Below are 17,533 nucleotides of genomic sequence, written 5' to 3'. Positions count from 1 at the left end.
TCGAAAAGAACCGAACAACGGCTGGGAGGAGGAGTGGGCCGTCTGAATTCGAAGCTTTGCGGGAGGAGGTGCATCGCTTCGATGAAAACAACATACCAAATTCGAACGCACAATAAACAGACGACATTGCACCGCAGCCATGCAAAAAGACATAGCTTGCTCAGGACCGCTCACCTGTTGCGAAAGGTTTCGCCAGCAGCGCCTGCAATTCTTGCAATGCGCTGGGTGAAAGATAAGGCCTGAAGAGGCTGGTCACCTGGTTTAGCCCCCAATCGAGATGGTGCGGACGCAAGTCCTCAACACCTTCCTGCAGGCTGAGATAGACCGCCCAATAGGTGGATACGATCCAGACATTTGCCAAGAGTGCGGCGGCCTCACCCTCCGGAATGTCGATCAGACCGACATCCCCCATTTGTGTGATCCCCGCTTGCACAGCAAGACGTATGGCACCACTCAAAACGCCGATTGGCTCTCTCAGGGAAGGCGCGTTGGCCATAACGCCGGGAAGATCACGGAACATGTAGCGATGCGTCCAGACAATCGAAAACCAGTCGCGCATGAAGGCTGCATAGGCGCCCGCCTCGGTTATCTCATTGGCACCGATGGCTGATGAAAACGCGATCGCATCTGCTTCGAGTTGCCGAAACAAAGCGACCAGAATAGCTTCTTTTGTCTTGAAATGGTAATAGAGGTTGCCTTCATTGATGCCGACCGTGCGTGCAATCTCCGCCGTCGTCACTCGGTCTGGGCCTTTTTCATTCAACAAGGCAAGGCTCGCTTCGAGAATGCGATCTCGTGTGCTTAGTTTTTTGTCGCTGCCAACACGCATCGTCGATTTCATTGCATTGCCCTTGCAGAATTAAGGTGCCCACCTTACTTTTATTTGGGTGAACACCTTAATGAACTATAACCGTTGCCGCCCGCAATCAAGGATAGATGCCATGGACATGACGACCGGAGCTGAGGAACAAACGGCGAAGCGTTTTCCTGTCACCCCGCAATCAACGCCCAGAATTCTTGCGGCCATCATTCGCAATCCGCTCGACGCCATTCCTCCGTCGATTTTTACGGAGCCCGTTGTCTTCTCAAAGACCGCCGGACAGATGACCGTGCATATTGCCGATCCGGTCCTCATCCATGAAGCACTGGTCAAAAATGCTGACGCCTTGTGCAAAGGCGATCAGGTTCGACGCGCACTGGGGCTAGCCCTTGGCCAGGGCCTGTTGACGGCCGATGGTGCACATTGGAAATGGCAGCGCCAATCCGTTGCTGGCGCATTTCGGCACGATAAGCTTCTGGAGTTGCAGCCGATGATGATTGCGGCAGCGCAGCGGACGCGAGACAAGTGGCTGGCAAACAGCTCGAAAAATATCGATATCGGTCACGAGATGATGCACACCACATTCGACATCATCGTGGAGAGCATGATGTCGGGCGGCCACGGGATTGACGTCGACAGGGTGGAACGCAGCATTTCCGACTTTCTGAAGCCAACGGGCTGGACCCTTGCACTAGGTATTTTGAAAGCACCGGAGTGGCTGCCCTATCCCGGCCGCCGCAAGGCAAGGGCGGCTGTTGAATTCCTGCGGTCAAGCCTCATGCGCGTTGTTGAGACACGGCGCGCTACGCCCGCAGAACGGACCGATCTGGTCTCAATGCTTCTCTCGGCAGCGGATCCTGAGACGGGCAGAACAATGAACGACATGGAAATCGTGGACAATCTGATGACCTTCATCACCGCGGGTCATGAAACCACGGCGCTCGGACTGGCCTGGACATTCGACCTGTTGGCTCGCCATCCAGAGATTGAGGAAAAGGTGCTCAACGAAATTGACGGGGTGACGGAAGGTGAGGATCTGCCAAGTGACCACATCTCGAAGCTGACCTATACCCGCCAGGTCTTTTCCGAAGCGATGCGGCTCTATCCACCAGCACCTGTCATCACGCGCACGGCCTTGCAGGATTTCCGCCTCGGTGAATATCTCATTCCCGCCGGCACCGTCCTTATGGTGCCGATCTATGCGGTCCATCGACATGCCTCGATCTGGCCTGACGCCGAGGTCTTCGATCCGGAGCGTTTCAATCCAGAGGCCAGCAAATCAAGGCATCGCTACGCTTACATGCCGTTTGGCGCTGGACCCCGCGTTTGCATTGGCAATGCCTTCGCCGTGATGGAGGCTGTGGCCATTCTGGCGGTGCTTTTACAGAAGGTACGCCTTGCAGCCATTCAAACACACGCTCCAAAGCCGATCATGCGGCTAACGCTGCGCCCTGAAAAACCACTCAACATGCAGCTCGTTGCGCGCTGACGCACGGGAACCGTCATGGCCTCAGCGGGCCAGAAAGCTGCCTTTCATGCGCAACGTTATCAACACGCCGCCATCGGTCCAGTTATACTCAATAGAGCCGCCGAGCTGACCTGTGACGGTGCGGTTCAGCAACTTGCTCCCGTATCCTTCGGTGGTTTTAGGAGGTGCTGCCTTTCTCCCCTGTTCGGACCAGACAATCTCAATGTCGTCGCCGGTTTTGCTTCCCGAAATATCGAGCAATCCTTCCGCGGTGGAAAGCGCACCGTATTTAAGGGAGTTCGTTGCCAGCTCGTGGATCATCAAAGCGATGCCCGTTGCCGCCTTTTCCCCAAGGCCCATGCGCGGCACAGCCACGCGCACCCGGCCTGAAAACGCGCCGGTGTCATCGTAAGGTTCAAGCAGCACGGCAAACAAATCTCCCAGCAACGCAGCACTTCCCTGCCCATCGGGCAAAGGCCGCACCAGATCATGTGCGCGCCCGAGTGCGGCCAGGCGTTGCGTCAGCTGCAGCGCCATTTCCTCTTTCGTCTCGGTTGAGCGGGAAGTGATGGTCGTCAAGCCCGATGCGAGTGCCAGCAGATTTTTAACGCGGTGGCTCATTTCACCGGCAAGCAGTTCATGACCTTCCTCTGCCTGTTTGCGGCCCGTCACATCTAGGAAAATTCCCGACATCTTGTCGGAGTCGGCGCAACCTTCGTTCCCCTCGCCGCGCGCAGAAATCCAACGCACCTCCTCATTGCTCGTCAAAATGCGAAAATCGATTTCGAATGGTCCGTCAGAAGCTTTTACAGCAACAAACGATGCCCTTACTCGGTCTCGATCGGCGGGGTGAACCTTGATGGACAGGTCTTCAAACTTCAACGACGCCTTCGCAGAGAGGTCCCACAGCTCATAGCCCTTGGCATCCATCACGAAATTGTCGTCACCCACGCTCCATGTCCAGAGTGCAACACCCGCTGACTTGATGGCATTGCGCAGCTCCCTTGCATTCCACTCAGGCTGGGCTGGTCCCTGGATCGTCATTGAAGCGTCTCCCTCTCGAAACTGACCGCACCGGACATACGTCCGGGCGCTCTTGGCATTTGCTGGCGGGGTCACCGAGGCGCTGTGTCAACATGGCAGGCACATCGCAAAGGCACCCTCTTGTCGAAAAACGACATGGAACCCATCCAAGCTCTACGGGTTCCTGCACAAGACTTCAATGGAGGTGACGTGTGCGTACAGTGCTGGTGGTGGAAGACGAGCCTTTAATAAGGTTGACGCTGATTGATGCCCTCGAAGACGCTGGTTTCAGCATCATTGAGGCTGAAACGGCTGACGAGGCGATGGTTCTCATCTCCGAGCACACCGTGCACTTGCTGTTCACAGATATTCAGATGCCAGGAGAACTGACCGGCATCGACCTGGCCCACGTCGTGGCTGAGCGTTTCCCGGAGGCGGGGATCATCGTGGCATCAGGCCGACTGACACCCGATGATATCGACCTGCCAGAATCGGCAGAATTCTTCTCCAAGCCCTATGATTTTTCCGCCATCATCGGTCGACTGAACGCACTTGCGGACGCAAAATCCGACTAGCATTCACGTCAAGCATGGGGCGCAGCGAGTGCGCGTGCGACCGCCTTGCGAATATCAGGCAGCGCGAAAGGCTTCGGAACAACGTCGATGATCTTTTCCATCAGGTCATCGGCGCGTTCACGCTGTTCGGCATAGCCCGTCATCAACAAGATCTTGAGGTTCGGAAATTGCGATGAAGCGCGATGCGCCAGCTCGATCCCGTCCATGACCGGCATGCGGATATCAGAGAGCAGAAGATCGAACGTATGTTCGCTCAGCTTCTCGAACCCCTGCTCACCATCAGCGGCTTCGTGGGTTTCGTGGCCATCCAGGCGCAATGCGCGGGCCACGAAGACGCGCAATGCGTCTTCATCTTCGGTAATCAGAATTTTCGCCATTTTCCATTGCTCCTGGTATTCATTCCAGCGAGCCACAACCTCGGTCATTTCTCTTTGCAAGAGGTAAATGGTCGGGGCGATCACGTTGGCATGGTTAATGATCCATGCTGTTATGCAGCGATATCAGGGTGCCCGGCATTACGCTGAATGATTGGTTTCTGCTGGCATGAGATTATGGATGCGGAACACTTTGTGTGACCGTAAGGCTTTCGCGGACATCGGTTTGCCCAGCAGATAACCCTGCCCCAGATCACAGCCCAGCGCTTCCAGCTTTGCGAGTTGACCCTCGTTCTCGATGCCCTCAGCAGTCACCTTCATTCCCAAGCCTGCGCCCAGGGCAATAATCGCTTTCACGATTTTGTCCTGCTTCTCACACACTTCAAAACTCGAAATGAAGCTACGGTCGATTTTCAGTGTATGGAACTGATAACTCGAGAGTTGCGACAGACTGGAATACCCCGTGCCAAAATCATCAAGAGCAAGCTTGATTCCTGTTTGAACAAGATTGTTGAGAACGAATTGCGCGCTTTCGGCATCCAGAATAATCGCGCTTTCCGTCACCTCAAGTTCAACGCGCTGTGGCGCCAAGCCCGTTTCATTGATGATTTTCAGGATTTTAAGGCCTAGGAGTCGGTCTGCCAACAGGGAAGCCGATAGATTGAAAGCGAGGATCGTGTGCGGGGGCCACGTCATTGCATCCTTGCATGCTTGCAGGAACAGGCGTTCGGTCAGCGCCGAGATCAGTCCAGTCTCCTCAGCCAGGGGAATGAAATCGCACGGCGGAACAAATTGAGCGGGCCGAATTTCCCACCGAGCCAATGCCTCGTAACCCACAATCTCTCCGGTCTTCAAATCTATCAGCGGCTGACAATGGGGAGAAATCGTATTGGCTTGAATTGCTGCTTTCAAATCAGCCAGCATTTGCGCACGTTCACGGTCCTTCCTGTCCATCGCAGGCGTAAAGGCCAGTATCACATTGGGACCACTTTTCTTGGCCGCGTACATGGCGCTCTCAGCAAACCGCACCAGACCCGAAAAATCCTTCGCGTCGTCGGGGAAGGATGCGTAGCCGAGGCTTGCGGCGATCTCTATCGAGACATCCTGAAACTCAATCGGTCGACAGATAGCGAATAGGATCCGTTGGGCATAAGCTTCAGGATTGGAAAAACTTGGACTGTTCGTGACAAGCATGAAACGATCACCGCCAACATGGAATACCTTGTCGTCGGGCTCCAGGTTTAGCAGTCGAATAGAAATTTCCTTCAGAACGACATCACCGCCAGCCTGCCCCAGCTCGCTGTTCACTTTCTTCAACCCGGTAAGGTCTATGGAAAAAGCCGCATGCTTGGATCGCTTGGACTTTCGCGTGTCAAATTCACTGATGGCGGCATCGAGTGAGCGCCTGTTGGGCAGACCCGTGAGACCGTCGTGATAAGCGGCATTTGCGGCCTTTTCTTCGGCGAGACGACGTCGGTTGCCTTCGACCCACAGGTCTTTCAAGCGCAGAACGGAATAAGCAAGGCCGAAGGCACCAGCGATAGCAAGCGCAGTGACGATTTCGTCCAATTGATAATGTTCGTGAGATCTAAAAAATGCATCGATCTCCTCGTGGGCATCGAGCATGACTGCAAAAGTCGCAATGATAATAAAAGCCACGATCCAGACGATAGCTTCGATGCGGGATCTGTCTCGAAAATTGAACATGATACCTTCCAGGAGAAGTTGGCATCATGCCGCCGGCACCCAGGTCTACATCGACCTGCACATATGCGGCGCACTGCACCTCTTCCACCCCTGCCCGAAAGTAAAAGGCCGAACCTCCAATGAGAGGTAAAGTCAGTCACATGCCATCCGCAAGGATATTTCGACCATGGCGAGTATCTGTTTCCGCCAATTCATTCTTAGGCCGGATTGTAAAAATAATCTTAATTGAAACGTTCATAATTTATTTTTTATAGCAATATGTGCAAATTATAAGCTTTTTATCGATATTTTATACTGATATATTAGCTTTATATATTTCAAAATAAACAATACTGTAAAATTCTACTTTGCCTATGAGCGGCGGCGCACGCGGACCACTTCGTAGATGGATAAATGCCGATCTGGTAAAGACATGCGAGTGGAAAAAGACCTATATATGCTCACATGAACAGATTTTCTGAAACAGAAGTCGCTTTGCTGGAGCGTCTGCGTACGCTCAAGACATCGCCGGAAATGTCGTTCAATTTGAACGACATCGCAATGCCAATGAATGCGGCAGGCTTCTCGCAGAGCGAGATCATTGCCGTTCTGGATGCGTTGGAGCAAGAAAAGGTCGTAGCCTACGCGCCAGGCAATAGGCTCCTGATCCTTAAAGACCTGCCGGACTAAAAGAAGGTTACGACAAGCCCGTAGCAAACATGGCCATCAACTCCGCTCATCCGATGAGGCAAGGACAGCGTTCAACAAGCCGGGAAAGCGCTCATCGATCTCTGCACGACGCAACTCATTCAAGTGCGATGGCCCGTCCGTGCGCGTCAAAACAAGGCCCCCTTCGCGCAAGACTTTGAAATGGTGGGACATGCTGGATTTTGGCCTTCCCCCATCAAGGGCAGAGCATGTGGCCTGCCCGTCATTCGCCAATTGACGCACAACGCCCAGCCTCACAGGATCGCTGAGAGCGTAGAGCACCTGAGTGAGCGTGACGTCTTTCATGGAGGGATGTGGAATTGCGCGCATGACGTAACCTAGCATTTGAAAATCTTATTGGATAGTTCGATTGTAATCGAAATACCGAAAGCATATATGATGGTTCCTGATTATCAGTTGGAGCAATCATGTCATCCCTTTTTACCCCCTTCACCCTTAAAGACGTGACATTGCGAAATCGCATCGTCGTATCGCCAATGTGCCAATACTCGGCCGAGAACGGCACGATCAATGATTGGCATTATGTCCACTTGGCTGGCCTGGCGCGCGGCGGCGCAGGTTTGATCGTTGCCGAGGCCACTGCCGTCTCACCGGAAGGCCGTATCACTCCCGGCTGCGCAGGCATCTGGAGCGATGAGCAGATTGAGCCCTGGAAAAAAGCCGTGGGCCTGATGAAGGCTGCCGGTGCGGTTCCCGGAATCCAGATTGCACATGCTGGCCGCAAAGCGAGCGCCAATCGTCCATGGGAAGGCGACGACCACATTCCAGAATCCGATCCGCGTGGCTGGGAGACCATAGCGCCATCCGCCGTTGCTTTCGGAGCAAACCTTGGCAAGGTGCCACAGGCAATGGAGATTGCCGATATTGAGCGGGTCAAGGCAGACTTTGTCGCTGCCGCCAAGCGGGCGCTAGCCGCCGGCTTCGAATGGCTTGAGCTTCACTTCGCGCATGGTTATCTCGGCCAGAGTTTCTTTTCGACATGGTCCAACAAGCGCACAGACAATTATGGCGGCGACTTTGACGGAAGAGCGCGGTTTCTTCTCGAGACGCTAGCTGCCGTGCGCGAAGTCTGGCCGGAGCATTTGCCGCTGGCCGCTCGTTTTGGTGTGACCGAGTTCGATGGCTCCGACGACCTGGAAGAAGGGATCGAAATGGTTCGCCGCTTCAAGGCAGGCGGCCTCGACATTATTGACGTCAGCATCGGATTTTCCACCCCAACCGCAAATATTCCGTGGGGTCCCGCCTTTATGGCGCCCATCGCTCAACGCGTAAGGCGTGAAGTTGGACTGCCTGCAACGACAAGCTGGCTCATCAGCGAGGCGAAACAGGCCAACAGCCTGATCGAGGATGATGTTGTCGATCTGGTATCGCTTGGACGCCCGCTGCTCGCCAACAATCATTGGCCATATCAGGCAGCGCGTGAGCTCGGTATCGATAAACCATCCTGGACGCTTCCAGCGCCATACGCCCATTGGCTGGAACGCTACAGAACTGCCTGAACCGGAAGGTCCCTAATTAAAGGCCACCGCGAACAACAAATTCGCGGTGGCCGGCCCCTAAAGGTGTGACCTAGAGATATCCGCTCATTTTGCCGATTGAGGAAACTGGGCAATTTCCTCCTTCAGCCAACTCACAAATTGCTCCGTCTTCCGCCGTCCGGGCCGCTCGACCTTCACAACGTATTGAAGGCCGCTCTGCAGGAAGCCGAAAGGTGCAACGAGGCGGCTGCAGTCGATGTCTCCGGCAACAAGATGCCATGGCACGATGGCTGCACCCAATCCGTTCAGCACAGCCTCGATTGTCAGGTGATAGTGATCGAAAATGCTGGCCCGTATCCCATTCCCATGATCTTTCTGGCCTGTAAGATGGGCCCATTCTTGCCATACATGCGGGCGCGTTTTGGTTTCCAACCTAGGCAGCGCAAACGCTTCGTCATGGTCAAGCGGCTCCCGTCCACTTGCAATGGAAGGCGCAATGATGAGCCCTAGCTGCTCCTGAAAAAGCGGCGAGCAATCCTGTGGCATCTCGGCATCGGGCGACAACACAAGAATCTGCACATCGACCTGGGTTCGCGGCATGCGATCGTCTGTTGCCAAACGCACATCGTAGCGGGGATGCTTTGTCGTGAAATCATGAAGACGCGGAATGAGCCAGCGCATGGCAAATGTGCTGAGACAAGCGACATCCAGAATGGTGTCGTCGCCTCGCCTGACAATCCGCAACGCATCCTCGATTTGGTCGAATGCAGAGGTGAGCGCAAAGCCCAACACCCGCCCTTCTGATGTGAGTTGCGGACGATTTCTAGGCCCCTCGAAAAGCTGCGTTCCAATCATTGTCTCGAGAAGGCTGACATGGCGGCTAATCGCACCATGCGTAACAGACAGTTCCTCCGCAGCAGCCACAAGCCGACCGTGACGTGCCGCGGCTTCAAAGGCCCGCAATGCGGCAACGGGTATATTCTTTCGGTTTCTCATGTGAGCGAAGGTCACATAGGCACGGCTATCACGTCAATATGGAGAGCGATTTCCATCTGATAACAAATGCCGATCGATTTGAACGAAAAGCGAGATCAAGCATGCCATTTGTCAAAACAGCCATACCCTCGGGAACAGCACCATCAAGGAAGCATGAAATCGTCCGGGGCATTCACGATGCGCTGGTCGAGGCTATCGGCATGCCAGAGGACGAATTGTTCAATCTGGTCAGCGAGTACCAGGGTAGCGACTTCTTTTTTGACCGGAGCTTCAACGGCATTGCGCGTTCAGACAATGTGATCGTCGTTGAAATCACGATGCGCAGAGGTCGCAGCGACGCAATGAAGCGCGCACTCTACGCGGCCATCACCAGAAATCTGGAAGCAAAGGCAGCCGTTTCTCCGAAAGATGTTTTCATATTCATGCACGAAAACGATTATTCGGATTGGAGCGTTGGAAACGGCGTCTTTGCTATGGCGATCACCCAGCAGCGCGGAACGGATAGCTAGGGCTCACGCATCTGAGACCACTTGGGCGGTCAATGCAATTGACTGCCCAGTTTCACACAATGAGTTCGCGAACCTGAGCCGCGAGAGTTTCCACGGCAAAAGGCTTGGTTAGCACAGCCATACCAGGATCAAGCTTGCCGTCCCGCACAGCGGCGTTTTCCGCATATCCAGTCACAAACAGAACCTTCAATCCGGGACGGCTGAGGCGCGCGGCATCTGCCATTTGGCGTCCATCCATCCCTCCTGGAAGGCCGACATCGCTGATCAGCAGATCGATACCGACATCTGACTGCAAAATCTTCAAGCCAGTCGCACTGTCTGCGGCTTCGATGACGGTGTAACCGAACTCCTGAAGCACATCGGAAATCAGCATCCGAACTGTCGGTTCGTCATCGACGACCAGTACGGTTTCCTCTGCTCTCGCCCCACCGGGCGTGCGGGAATCGACGGCCTCATTGGCTATATCGCCTTCCATCATATGGTGCGGAAGATAGATGCAGACCGTGGTTCCAACAGTCTGCTCGGATGATATTTCGACTTTTCCCCCGGACTGTTTTGCAAATCCGTAGATCATAGAAAGGCCGAGACCTGTGCCCTGACCCAGTGGCTTGGTGGTAAAGAATGGCTCGAAGACCTTGTCGATCACATCTGCTGGAATGCCCGTGCCTGTGTCTGTAATTCGCAGACAAACATACTCGCCTGCCGAAGTTCCGCCTTCATCCGTCGCCTGCGCTTCAATTGTCGTATTTTCCGTTCTGATGGTGATTTTGCCACCATCCGGCATGGCGTCCCGCGCATTGATGCAAAGATTGAGAACCGCATTTTCAAGCTGCGACTGGTCTACCAGCGTTTTCCATGTTTCGGATGCCTTCGTGACCTCAATATCGATAGACGGACCAACGGTACGCTGTATCAGGTCCTGGAGATCGACAATCAGCTTGTCGATATCGGTTGGCTTTGGATCAAGCGTCTGGCGTCTGGAGAAGGCCAGCAATCGATGAGTAAGCGCAGCCGCCCGCTTGACCGCACCCTGTGCGGCGGAAAGATATCGATCCAGCTCGTTCGCGCGCCCTTGAGACAATCTGCGGCCCATGAGTTCCAGACTTCCAGAAATGCCCGCCAGAAGATTGTTGAAGTCGTGCGCAAGCCCGCCTGTCAGCTGGCCGACAGCCTCCATCTTCTGGGACTGCCGCAAGGCGTCCTGCGCTTTCAGCAACTCGGATGTGCGATCTGAAACGCGTTGCTCCAACTGGTCATTCAGCGCACGCAACATGGAAATGGCCCGGTCACGTTCAGCCTCGACCGCACGGCGCTCTTCGACATCGATCAAGACGCCGGGAAAGCTGGAAGGAGAGCCATCTTCGGCAAGATCGACACGCCCATTGGCTTCGATCCAGTAGTACTTTCCATCTCGGCGCAGGACACGATATTGATGGGCGTAGGCACCCCCTCGAGAAATGACCTCGTTGATGGCTGCGATCAAGCCGTCGCGATCATCTGGATGCACGGTCGATATGATCTGCTCTAACGGTATGCCCGTCCTGCCGAGTGCTGGGTCGAGCCCGAAACTATCCGCAAAAGCAGCATCGATGGTAAAGCGATCCGTTGGTATGTCCCAGAACCATGTGCCGATAATTGCACCCGCACCGAGCGCCAATTGCACCCGCTCAGCATTGACCCGGTCACGCTTTTGCGCGAAGACGAGAGCCGTCGTGTCGTGAGCGACATTCAGGAAGCCTGAGATCACGTCACCATCACGCAAGGGGCTGTAGGAAAACGTCCAATAGGTGTCTTCCTCATATCCGTTACGGGTCATCGTCAGATGCAGGTTCTCGAGGCGAATGGTTTCTCCCGCCATGGCGCGATCAATGAGTGGTTTGATCTCATCCCATACATCAGGCCAGACCTGCATGATCGGTTGCCCAAGAGCCTGGGGATGGCGGTCGCCGAGAAATGCTGCGTAGGCGTCATTATAAAGGAAGGTACCTTCCGGGCCCCATGTAGCGCACATGCCAAATCCGGATGCCGTGATGAGATCGTAGGTGGTCCGCAGAGCAACTGACCATTGGTCTTTTGGTCCGAGCGGGGTCTTTGACCAGTCGAAATCATCCAACAATTTCAAGTGCATTTACTCCCAAGGCGACAGCGTACAGCGCCGGTCATTCATATCAGAGATGTGAAGATTAAGATATTGCGGTAACAAGCTGAGACCCGCTCAATAGTTCCAGACATTCCCAATCATTGCCCATGAAACGGAGTGCTGCTGAACGCGTCGATCAACAGCTGACGTAGCTCGCTCATCGGCCTTTCTCCAGTCGTGTTGACAGGCGTCATTCCGCTGGTGAACCCATCTTTCTGGAAGCGGGCGAGAAGCTGTGCATCGTCTGTAACGATGTGCACCGGCACCGCTCTCGACGCGCCTGGACCGGTAATGATGGAGGCGGGCTGATGGTCTCCGAGGATGATGTAGACAGCGCCCTTCCCCTGCCTTGCCATGAAGTCCCCAAGTGTCGCCAGTGAATAATCGATGGTTTGAATGTACTGGATGCGAACGCGCTCGGGATCAGCCCAAACCACAGAAGGAGGATCACCGCTGGTGGCCTGACTGTTAAAAATCGAGCCATCGCCAACTGCATCCCAATCAACAAGTCTTGGTACGGGCGTCCAGGGTGCATGGCTGGAAATGAGGGCGATTTCAGCCATGACATTTTGACCGCGCAAAGATGCAGGCTTCAATGCCAGTCGATCAAAGGCCGACAGGGTGTACTGATCCGGCATCGTAACCCAGTTGAAGGGCTTGCCACGATATTCCAGACCAGTTGCGGACAGGATCTGGTTGTAGCCAAAATAGTCGGCCTCAGGCCACGCCATCGTAATGGCGGGCATAACCGCAACCGTTTGCCAACCAGCCTGCAGGAACAGCCGGTTCAAGCTCGGCTGGCGGCTGATCATCAGACGGTCATAGCGCGCCTGACTATCGACCCACAGGCCGGAGAGCAACGTCCCATGGGCCAGCCAGCTTAGCCCGCCGACAGTTGGCGATGTGACCCAGCCGCTTGCCGCTTCCAGACCCGCCGCCTCGATCTGTGCTTGCATTGCCGAGAGCCGGGGTAACGTCACGCCTGAGTATCGCGGGTCATCCACTGCCGAACGCCCGTAGGACTCCACAAAAATGAGAAATACGTCCTTGCCTTTCACCGCCTGAAAAAGACCGGTTCCATCCCGCGGACCAAGGCCTGCCCCGAGTTGCTTTTCGAACACCTGCATATCAGCGAAAGAGCGGACGACGAGGTCGAGCCGCCCAGTCAGATAGGTGGGTGTAGCCAACTCCACACGCGTCCTGTCGACCCAAAGAAGGGCCATCGCCCCTGCGAAGATGCATGCAAAAACGCCAATGAGTAATCTGCGAAGGCTTGCTTGGGCCTCAGCCATTTGCCGCAGCGAGTTCAGAAAGATGATGACGACCAGCAGGACAATAAGGATGCCGCCCGTCAAAGCGATAAGGGCAGCGGGCGTTCCGATGGTACCCGAAATCAGGTTCCAGCCATCGGCCAGCATCTTCAAATCCAGATAAGGATTGAACTGCCGCTGGAACGCCGTCTGCACGCCGATATCTGCTATTTTCAGGAAGAGAACGGCAAAGACCACTAAACTGGAAAGATAGATGATGAGACGCCTAAGCAAGCCCCGTGTCATCAGCACGAGGATGGCGATGACAGGCCATTCTAGCGGCAAACGCAAAAATGCGTCTACTCCCAGAGCGTCCGGGTGGTCCGGCAGCGTGAAAGCCAGAAATGCGGTGACGGAGAAAAGAACTGCGCCGACCACAGCTTTCAAGTTAATGTGTTTGAGATCCACTCGGCTTTGGCGCATCACTGCAATCTGCTCCCGTCTCCTGCACGTAGAATTCTATTGGAAAAACAGGCAAAATACAGAGGCGCCCCCGCTTGAACAAACTGCGAATATTCGTGTCCATCGCCACGCTGGCGTTTCTTATCATCATAATCCTGCGCGCCGATCTGGCGGGTCTTGCACAATCGCTCTCGCGCATCTCCTGGACCGCGATCATATGTTGCCTCGCGCTGGTACAGATGCAAATCGTGCTGTCGGCGTTGAGATGGCGTTTTACGGCGAGACGTCTTGGCCAGGATATCGCGCCTTTCACGGCAATTCGGGAATACTACGTCGCCAGCCTTTTGAACCAAACCCTGCCGGGCGGCATGGGTGGTGATGCGTTGAGAGCTTGGAGAATGCGCAGCGATGAGCACGGTGGGTGGAAACAATCCGCTAAGGCCGTTATCTTCGAAAGGCTTTCCGGACAGATTGCGCTTTTTCTTCTGGCATTGATTGGCCTCTCCATCTGGCCCTTCGTGTCGAACAGCGACAATGTTCAGTATTCGTGGCATTTCATCATCCTCGGCATAGCCGCAATCGCCGCCGTCATACTGATCACCATATGGGTCAAAAGGCGAAACGTGGAGAGCAACCTTTTTGAAAGCCTGCTCAACGTCTTCGTCCGGCGCAAGGCATGGCTGTTTCAAATCTCAACAAGCGCAGCTATTCTCTTCGCCTATGTCGCCGTCTTCCTAATAACGGCTCATGCCATGGGCTCCAGCCTGCCGTGGATCGCAGGACTGACGATCATCCCCTTCTGTCTGGTGGCGATGCTGATCCCCACCGGCTTTGGCGGCTGGGGAACACGCGAAGCTGCGGCGACGGCACTCTGGCCGTTGTTGGGCGCGTCTTCCGCCGATGGTCTTGCCGCGAGCATTAGTTATGGCTGGCTGTCACTTGCGGGTGCGGCGCCTGGAATAGTTTTCCTCGTCGCGTTGCGCAGGAGATAGACGACGTCGATGGCGAAGGACATCACAAGCATGGCAAGCGAAATAGCCGCGAGATAGCTCGACAGAGGAACGGTGACAAAAGGCACGAGGATCAGGCAGAGTGCTGACACCTGGACCACACACACAAATTTGCGCCTGAACGAGGTTTGCAAATCGGCGGCCAAAGCGGTGAAGAACCAGCCAGCAGCGACAAATCCATAGCGCATCAATCCAATGAGAAGGACCCATGCCCCAGCCTTCGCCAGTATGGCAGCGGCTACGGAAAGGATGAGAATGAGAAGCGCATCGACTTCCATGTCAAAACGCGCCCCCAGCTCAGATTCCTGGCGATATTTCCGGGCGAGATAACCGTCTATACCATCAAGCGCCAGAGCGAAGGCAACGACGCCGACCAGTACCCAGAGAACGGTATCCGCCTGATGCAAACTCTCAAAGCAGATCACCGTCGCGCCGGTCAGGCTGACAAGCGTACTGCGAAATGCCGTGACAAAATTGGCATAGCCAAACCTGCGGTGGGGATAATCCGGCAAGAGATACATGACGAAGCCGAAAATGAGGGAAAGGGACAGGACCGCAGCCGCCACGAAATCCCAACCCAAGGCCAGTTTTGCGCGCAACACGATTGCAACGATGATCGTGCCGAGCATGAGACAGGCAAGGTTCGCCAGCGTGCTATGAATGAGGGGCCGTCTGCCCCCCATTTTTTCAGCGGCATAAGTTGGGATCAACGCCATTCATTCCTCCTTGCGGCCAAACATCACTCTGCGGCAACCAGCGCCTTCAAGTCCATGAGATGCCCGGCACGAAGTGTCTTCGTGCGGAGGTAATTCTGGTTTTCCATTGTCACAGTGCCGTTGACCGGCGCACGCGCATCAACTTTGATGCCACCTGCCCTCAGCGCGCTGATCTTTGTGGGATTGTTCGTATAGACGGCAACATTCGAGATTTTCATCAGCAACAGCATCGCAACGGCTGCCTCATATCGGCGGTGATCCTCAGCAAGGCCAAGCTCCGCATCCGCATCAATCGTGTCCAGACCGAGGTGCTGATAGCCATAAGCGCGCATTTTCGCGCCGATACCCGTGCCCCGGCCTTCCTGATCCAGATAAAGCAGAACGCCACCACCGGCTTCCTTGAGAAGAGCAAGCCCGTTTTGAAGCTGATCGCCGCAATCGCATTTCAGCGAGCCACACAGATCGCCGGTAATGCAGGATGAATGGATACGGATCGGCACGGTGCGCGATATGTCAGGCTTGCCAACGACAATTGCGACTTGGTCCTTCTGCGCGAGCCCGCCACGGAAAACGACGAATTCAGCATCTCCCAGCTCCTTGAGAGGAACGCGGGTGCGAGCAACCTGCTGGAAGCGCTGGCGGGCCACATCTGCACCTTTCAAGTGAGCGGCAGATAAGTGGCAGCATCCTGCAAATGTGTTGCTTGTCGCTGAAATGTCGGCGACGATCATAGCAGGGAGCAAAAGAGCAATCCTCGCCAGTTCTGCCGTCTGGGAAGCGAGAGTATCCGCCTCGACCCAGTTGGAAGGACGCTTGGCGCCGAGAACGTAGGATAGACGCGAAGCTGCCTCGAAGTTCACGCCCGCAAGTGGCGTCAATATATCCTGGTGTCCTGCGATACCAAGGCGTGATGCCCGTGGGGCGGTCAGCAGCAGCGAGTGAGTTTGATCGCATGCGGCTGCGAATTGGTCGTAAATAGAGGGTGTAACGGCATCAAGAGCAAGAACTGCCATCTTCCGTTCGTTCGATGACAACACGACGGGGCGTCCATAACGCAACTCGGAAACGGCGCGTTCTACGTCGATTTCCGGCGTGCTGAACTGAAAAGATGGCTTGGAGGCATTCAACATCGGACATAATCTCCCTGTGCGTTTTCTGTTTTTACGATGAAATTCGCAGGCTGGTTTTGTGTGAGCCGTAAATTTATTTTGATTTACTCACGGAACAAAACGTGGCTCTGCGTCATACGCTCCATTGAACACGCACATACGGGATCACTCTTTTGGCATTTGCGAAGAACACCGCGACAATCGCCGCACGGCGCCCAGCTCGCGCGCTCTGGATAGAGAGCGCAGGCCAATGTGCGATGAAGGACGAAAACCTGAGATCGGCCCTTGAGCCCCATGAGGTCCTTGTTCGCAGTCTTTACAGCGGCATTAGCCGGGGAACGGAGTCTCTTGTCTTCAATGGCGGCGTTCCCCTAAGCGAATTCGACAGAATGCGCGGGCCGCATATGGTCGGCGATTTCACGTTTCCGCTGAAATACGGGTACTCCAGCGTTGGTATGATCGAAGATGGGCCAGCAGAATTGCTGGGCCGGCCGGTGTTCTGCCTCCACCCCCATCAGGATTTCTTCGTCACGACGCAGGATATGGTTACGCCCCTGCCGGAAAATCTTCAGCCAGAGCGTGCCGTGCTCGCCGCGAATATGGAAACCGCCCTCAACATCGTGTGGGATGCCCTCATTCAGCCAGGAGACCGGGTTGCCGTCTTCGGTAGCGGCGTGGTGGGAACACTTGTGGCGAGCCTGTCCAGCAGAATTGGGGGCACGGAAACCACTCTCGTTGACGTGAACCCGGATCGTCGCAAGCACGTTGAAGCCATGAACATCCGGTTCGTAGAGGCTGGCGATCTGGACGGCGAGTTCGACGTGCTCATCAATGCATCGGCATCATCAGCAGCTCTTGCCAATGCCATTGAACATGCCGGAACGGAAGCGCGGATCGTGGAGGCTAGCTGGTACGGCGAAGGCACCGTTACCATCCCGCTGGGCGGCGCGTTTCATTCAAAACGGCTCTCCCTCGTCAGCTCGCAGGTCGGCTCCATCCCCGCATTTCGCAAGGCGCGCTGGACGTTTGGGCGGCGTATGGCAAAGGCTCTTGAGCTTTTGCGAGACGACCATCTCGACCACTTAATTTCCGGCGAGACGTCGTTTGATGATCTGGCTGCTGATTATCCACGTATCCTTTCATCACACGACACACTTTGCCATCGCATCCGCTACCCATGAAAGAGAG

The 17,533-nt window shown here is 55.1% G+C and carries 17 protein-coding genes; 7 read left to right on the top strand and 10 right to left on the bottom strand.

The window, feature by feature from the left end:
- Nucleotides 1-160: 160 nt before the first annotated feature.
- Nucleotides 161-841: a TetR/AcrR family transcriptional regulator gene (locus RQI55_RS16030; protein WP_243258304.1), complete on the bottom strand. Its 681-nt coding sequence runs from the start codon at nucleotides 839-841 to the stop codon at nucleotides 161-163.
- A 100-nt stretch (nucleotides 842-941) separates the two neighbouring features.
- Between RQI55_RS16030 and RQI55_RS16025 the strand changes: the two genes are divergently transcribed.
- Nucleotides 942-2,309 carry a cytochrome P450 gene (locus RQI55_RS16025; RefSeq protein WP_243258305.1) on the top strand — a complete coding sequence of 456 codons (1,368 nt, stop codon included), beginning with the start codon at nucleotides 942-944 and terminating at the stop codon, nucleotides 2,307-2,309.
- 21 nt (nucleotides 2,310-2,330) lie between these two features.
- Here RQI55_RS16025 and RQI55_RS16020 read toward each other — a convergent pair whose 3' ends face one another.
- A complete protein-coding gene (locus RQI55_RS16020) occupies nucleotides 2,331-3,332 on the bottom strand; it encodes a sensor histidine kinase (protein ID WP_042617128.1) in 1,002 nt (333 codons plus the stop codon).
- A gap of 191 nt (nucleotides 3,333-3,523) precedes the next feature.
- Between RQI55_RS16020 and RQI55_RS16015 the strand changes: the two genes are divergently transcribed.
- A complete protein-coding gene (locus RQI55_RS16015) occupies nucleotides 3,524-3,886 on the top strand; it encodes a response regulator (protein ID WP_042617129.1) in 363 nt (120 codons plus the stop codon).
- Between the two features lie 8 nt (nucleotides 3,887-3,894).
- On the opposite strand, the gene RQI55_RS16010 is transcribed toward RQI55_RS16015, so the two are convergent.
- Both RQI55_RS16010 and RQI55_RS16005 read right to left on the bottom strand, forming a co-directional pair.
- A complete protein-coding gene (locus tag RQI55_RS16010; RefSeq protein ID WP_042617187.1) occupies nucleotides 3,895-4,263 on the bottom strand; it encodes a response regulator in 369 nt (122 codons plus the stop codon).
- Between the two features lie 138 nt (nucleotides 4,264-4,401).
- The gene (locus tag RQI55_RS16005) at nucleotides 4,402-5,967 is read right to left on the bottom strand and encodes a bifunctional diguanylate cyclase/phosphodiesterase (RefSeq protein WP_311273187.1); all 1,566 of its coding nucleotides are present in this window, start codon (nucleotides 5,965-5,967) and stop codon (nucleotides 4,402-4,404) included.
- Nucleotides 5,968-6,411: 444 nt separating this feature from the next.
- Between RQI55_RS16005 and RQI55_RS16000 the strand changes: the two genes are divergently transcribed.
- Entirely contained in the window at nucleotides 6,412-6,636 is a 225-nt protein-coding gene (locus RQI55_RS16000; RefSeq protein ID WP_243258307.1) for a hypothetical protein, read from the top strand.
- Nucleotides 6,637-6,672: 36 nt separating this feature from the next.
- Here the strand turns inward: RQI55_RS16000 and RQI55_RS15995 are convergent, their stop codons facing one another.
- On the bottom strand, nucleotides 6,673-6,984 hold the full coding sequence (locus tag RQI55_RS15995; protein WP_243258308.1) for a helix-turn-helix transcriptional regulator: 312 nt from the start codon (nucleotides 6,982-6,984) through the stop codon (nucleotides 6,673-6,675).
- Nucleotides 6,985-7,082: 98 nt separating this feature from the next.
- Between RQI55_RS15995 and RQI55_RS15990 the strand changes: the two genes are divergently transcribed.
- A complete protein-coding gene (locus tag RQI55_RS15990) occupies nucleotides 7,083-8,174 on the top strand; it encodes an NADH:flavin oxidoreductase/NADH oxidase (RefSeq protein WP_243258309.1) in 1,092 nt (363 codons plus the stop codon).
- Nucleotides 8,175-8,258: 84 nt separating this feature from the next.
- Here RQI55_RS15990 and RQI55_RS15985 read toward each other — a convergent pair whose 3' ends face one another.
- A complete protein-coding gene (locus RQI55_RS15985; RefSeq protein WP_243258310.1) occupies nucleotides 8,259-9,149 on the bottom strand; it encodes a LysR family transcriptional regulator in 891 nt (296 codons plus the stop codon).
- 101 nt (nucleotides 9,150-9,250) lie between these two features.
- On the opposite strand from RQI55_RS15985, the gene RQI55_RS15980 reads away from it, so the two are divergent.
- Entirely contained in the window at nucleotides 9,251-9,658 is a 408-nt protein-coding gene (locus RQI55_RS15980; protein ID WP_243258311.1) for a tautomerase family protein, read from the top strand.
- Nucleotides 9,659-9,710: 52 nt separating this feature from the next.
- On the opposite strand, the gene RQI55_RS15975 is transcribed toward RQI55_RS15980, so the two are convergent.
- Both RQI55_RS15975 and RQI55_RS15970 read right to left on the bottom strand, forming a co-directional pair.
- On the bottom strand, nucleotides 9,711-11,780 hold the full coding sequence (locus tag RQI55_RS15975) for an ATP-binding protein (protein WP_243258312.1): 2,070 nt from the start codon (nucleotides 11,778-11,780) through the stop codon (nucleotides 9,711-9,713).
- Between the two features lie 116 nt (nucleotides 11,781-11,896).
- On the bottom strand, nucleotides 11,897-13,531 hold the full coding sequence (locus tag RQI55_RS15970; protein ID WP_311273188.1) for a sulfatase: 1,635 nt from the start codon (nucleotides 13,529-13,531) through the stop codon (nucleotides 11,897-11,899).
- Nucleotides 13,532-13,605: 74 nt separating this feature from the next.
- Between RQI55_RS15970 and RQI55_RS15965 the strand changes: the two genes are divergently transcribed.
- Nucleotides 13,606-14,502, top strand: coding sequence for a lysylphosphatidylglycerol synthase transmembrane domain-containing protein (locus tag RQI55_RS15965; protein WP_243258314.1), 897 nt, complete (start codon nucleotides 13,606-13,608; stop codon nucleotides 14,500-14,502).
- Here RQI55_RS15965 and RQI55_RS15960 read toward each other — a convergent pair.
- Both RQI55_RS15960 and ribA read right to left on the bottom strand, forming a co-directional pair.
- Complete coding sequence (locus RQI55_RS15960) at nucleotides 14,433-15,236, bottom strand: CDP-alcohol phosphatidyltransferase family protein (RefSeq protein WP_243258315.1); 804 nt, start codon at nucleotides 15,234-15,236, stop codon at nucleotides 14,433-14,435. The genes RQI55_RS15965 and RQI55_RS15960 overlap by 70 nt on opposite strands.
- A 23-nt stretch (nucleotides 15,237-15,259) precedes the next feature.
- Complete coding sequence (gene ribA / locus RQI55_RS15955; protein WP_243258316.1) at nucleotides 15,260-16,366, bottom strand: GTP cyclohydrolase II RibA; 1,107 nt, start codon at nucleotides 16,364-16,366, stop codon at nucleotides 15,260-15,262.
- A 236-nt stretch (nucleotides 16,367-16,602) separates the two neighbouring features.
- Between ribA and RQI55_RS15950 the strand changes: the two genes are divergently transcribed.
- Entirely contained in the window at nucleotides 16,603-17,526 is a 924-nt protein-coding gene (locus RQI55_RS15950; RefSeq protein WP_243258317.1) for a zinc-binding alcohol dehydrogenase, read from the top strand.
- Nucleotides 17,527-17,533: the final 7 nt, after the last annotated feature.

It is taken from the genome of Rhizobium sp. WCS2018Hpa-16 (assembly GCF_031843705.1).
Lineage (GTDB): Bacteria > Pseudomonadota > Alphaproteobacteria > Rhizobiales > Rhizobiaceae > Agrobacterium > Agrobacterium tumefaciens_C.
This window is presented reverse-complemented; position numbering and strand designations above follow the sequence as displayed.

What these genes read in the sequence shown, in the direction of transcription:
- RQI55_RS16030 (WP_243258304.1), bottom strand. Translation starts at nt 841, where the DNA reads ATGAAATCGACGATGCGTGTTGGCAGCGACAAAAAACTAAGCACACGA.
- RQI55_RS15980 (WP_243258311.1), top strand. Translation starts at nt 9,251, where the DNA reads ATGCCATTTGTCAAAACAGCCATACCCTCGGGAACAGCACCATCAAGG.
- RQI55_RS15995 (WP_243258308.1), bottom strand. Translation starts at nt 6,984, where the DNA reads ATGCGCGCAATTCCACATCCCTCCATGAAAGACGTCACGCTCACTCAG.
- RQI55_RS15970 (WP_311273188.1), bottom strand. Translation starts at nt 13,531, where the DNA reads ATGCGCCAAAGCCGAGTGGATCTCAAACACATTAACTTGAAAGCTGTG.
- RQI55_RS15950 (WP_243258317.1), top strand. Translation starts at nt 16,603, where the DNA reads ATGAAGGACGAAAACCTGAGATCGGCCCTTGAGCCCCATGAGGTCCTT.
- RQI55_RS16000 (WP_243258307.1), top strand. Translation starts at nt 6,412, where the DNA reads ATGAACAGATTTTCTGAAACAGAAGTCGCTTTGCTGGAGCGTCTGCGT.
- RQI55_RS15990 (WP_243258309.1), top strand. Translation starts at nt 7,083, where the DNA reads ATGTCATCCCTTTTTACCCCCTTCACCCTTAAAGACGTGACATTGCGA.
- RQI55_RS16025 (WP_243258305.1), top strand. Translation starts at nt 942, where the DNA reads ATGGACATGACGACCGGAGCTGAGGAACAAACGGCGAAGCGTTTTCCT.
- ribA (WP_243258316.1), bottom strand. Translation starts at nt 16,366, where the DNA reads ATGTTGAATGCCTCCAAGCCATCTTTTCAGTTCAGCACGCCGGAAATC.
- RQI55_RS15985 (WP_243258310.1), bottom strand. Translation starts at nt 9,149, where the DNA reads ATGAGAAACCGAAAGAATATACCCGTTGCCGCATTGCGGGCCTTTGAA.
- RQI55_RS15960 (WP_243258315.1), bottom strand. Translation starts at nt 15,236, where the DNA reads ATGGCGTTGATCCCAACTTATGCCGCTGAAAAAATGGGGGGCAGACGG.
- RQI55_RS16020 (WP_042617128.1), bottom strand. Translation starts at nt 3,332, where the DNA reads ATGACGATCCAGGGACCAGCCCAGCCTGAGTGGAATGCAAGGGAGCTG.
- RQI55_RS16005 (WP_311273187.1), bottom strand. Translation starts at nt 5,967, where the DNA reads ATGTTCAATTTTCGAGACAGATCCCGCATCGAAGCTATCGTCTGGATC.
- RQI55_RS16010 (WP_042617187.1), bottom strand. Translation starts at nt 4,263, where the DNA reads ATGGCGAAAATTCTGATTACCGAAGATGAAGACGCATTGCGCGTCTTC.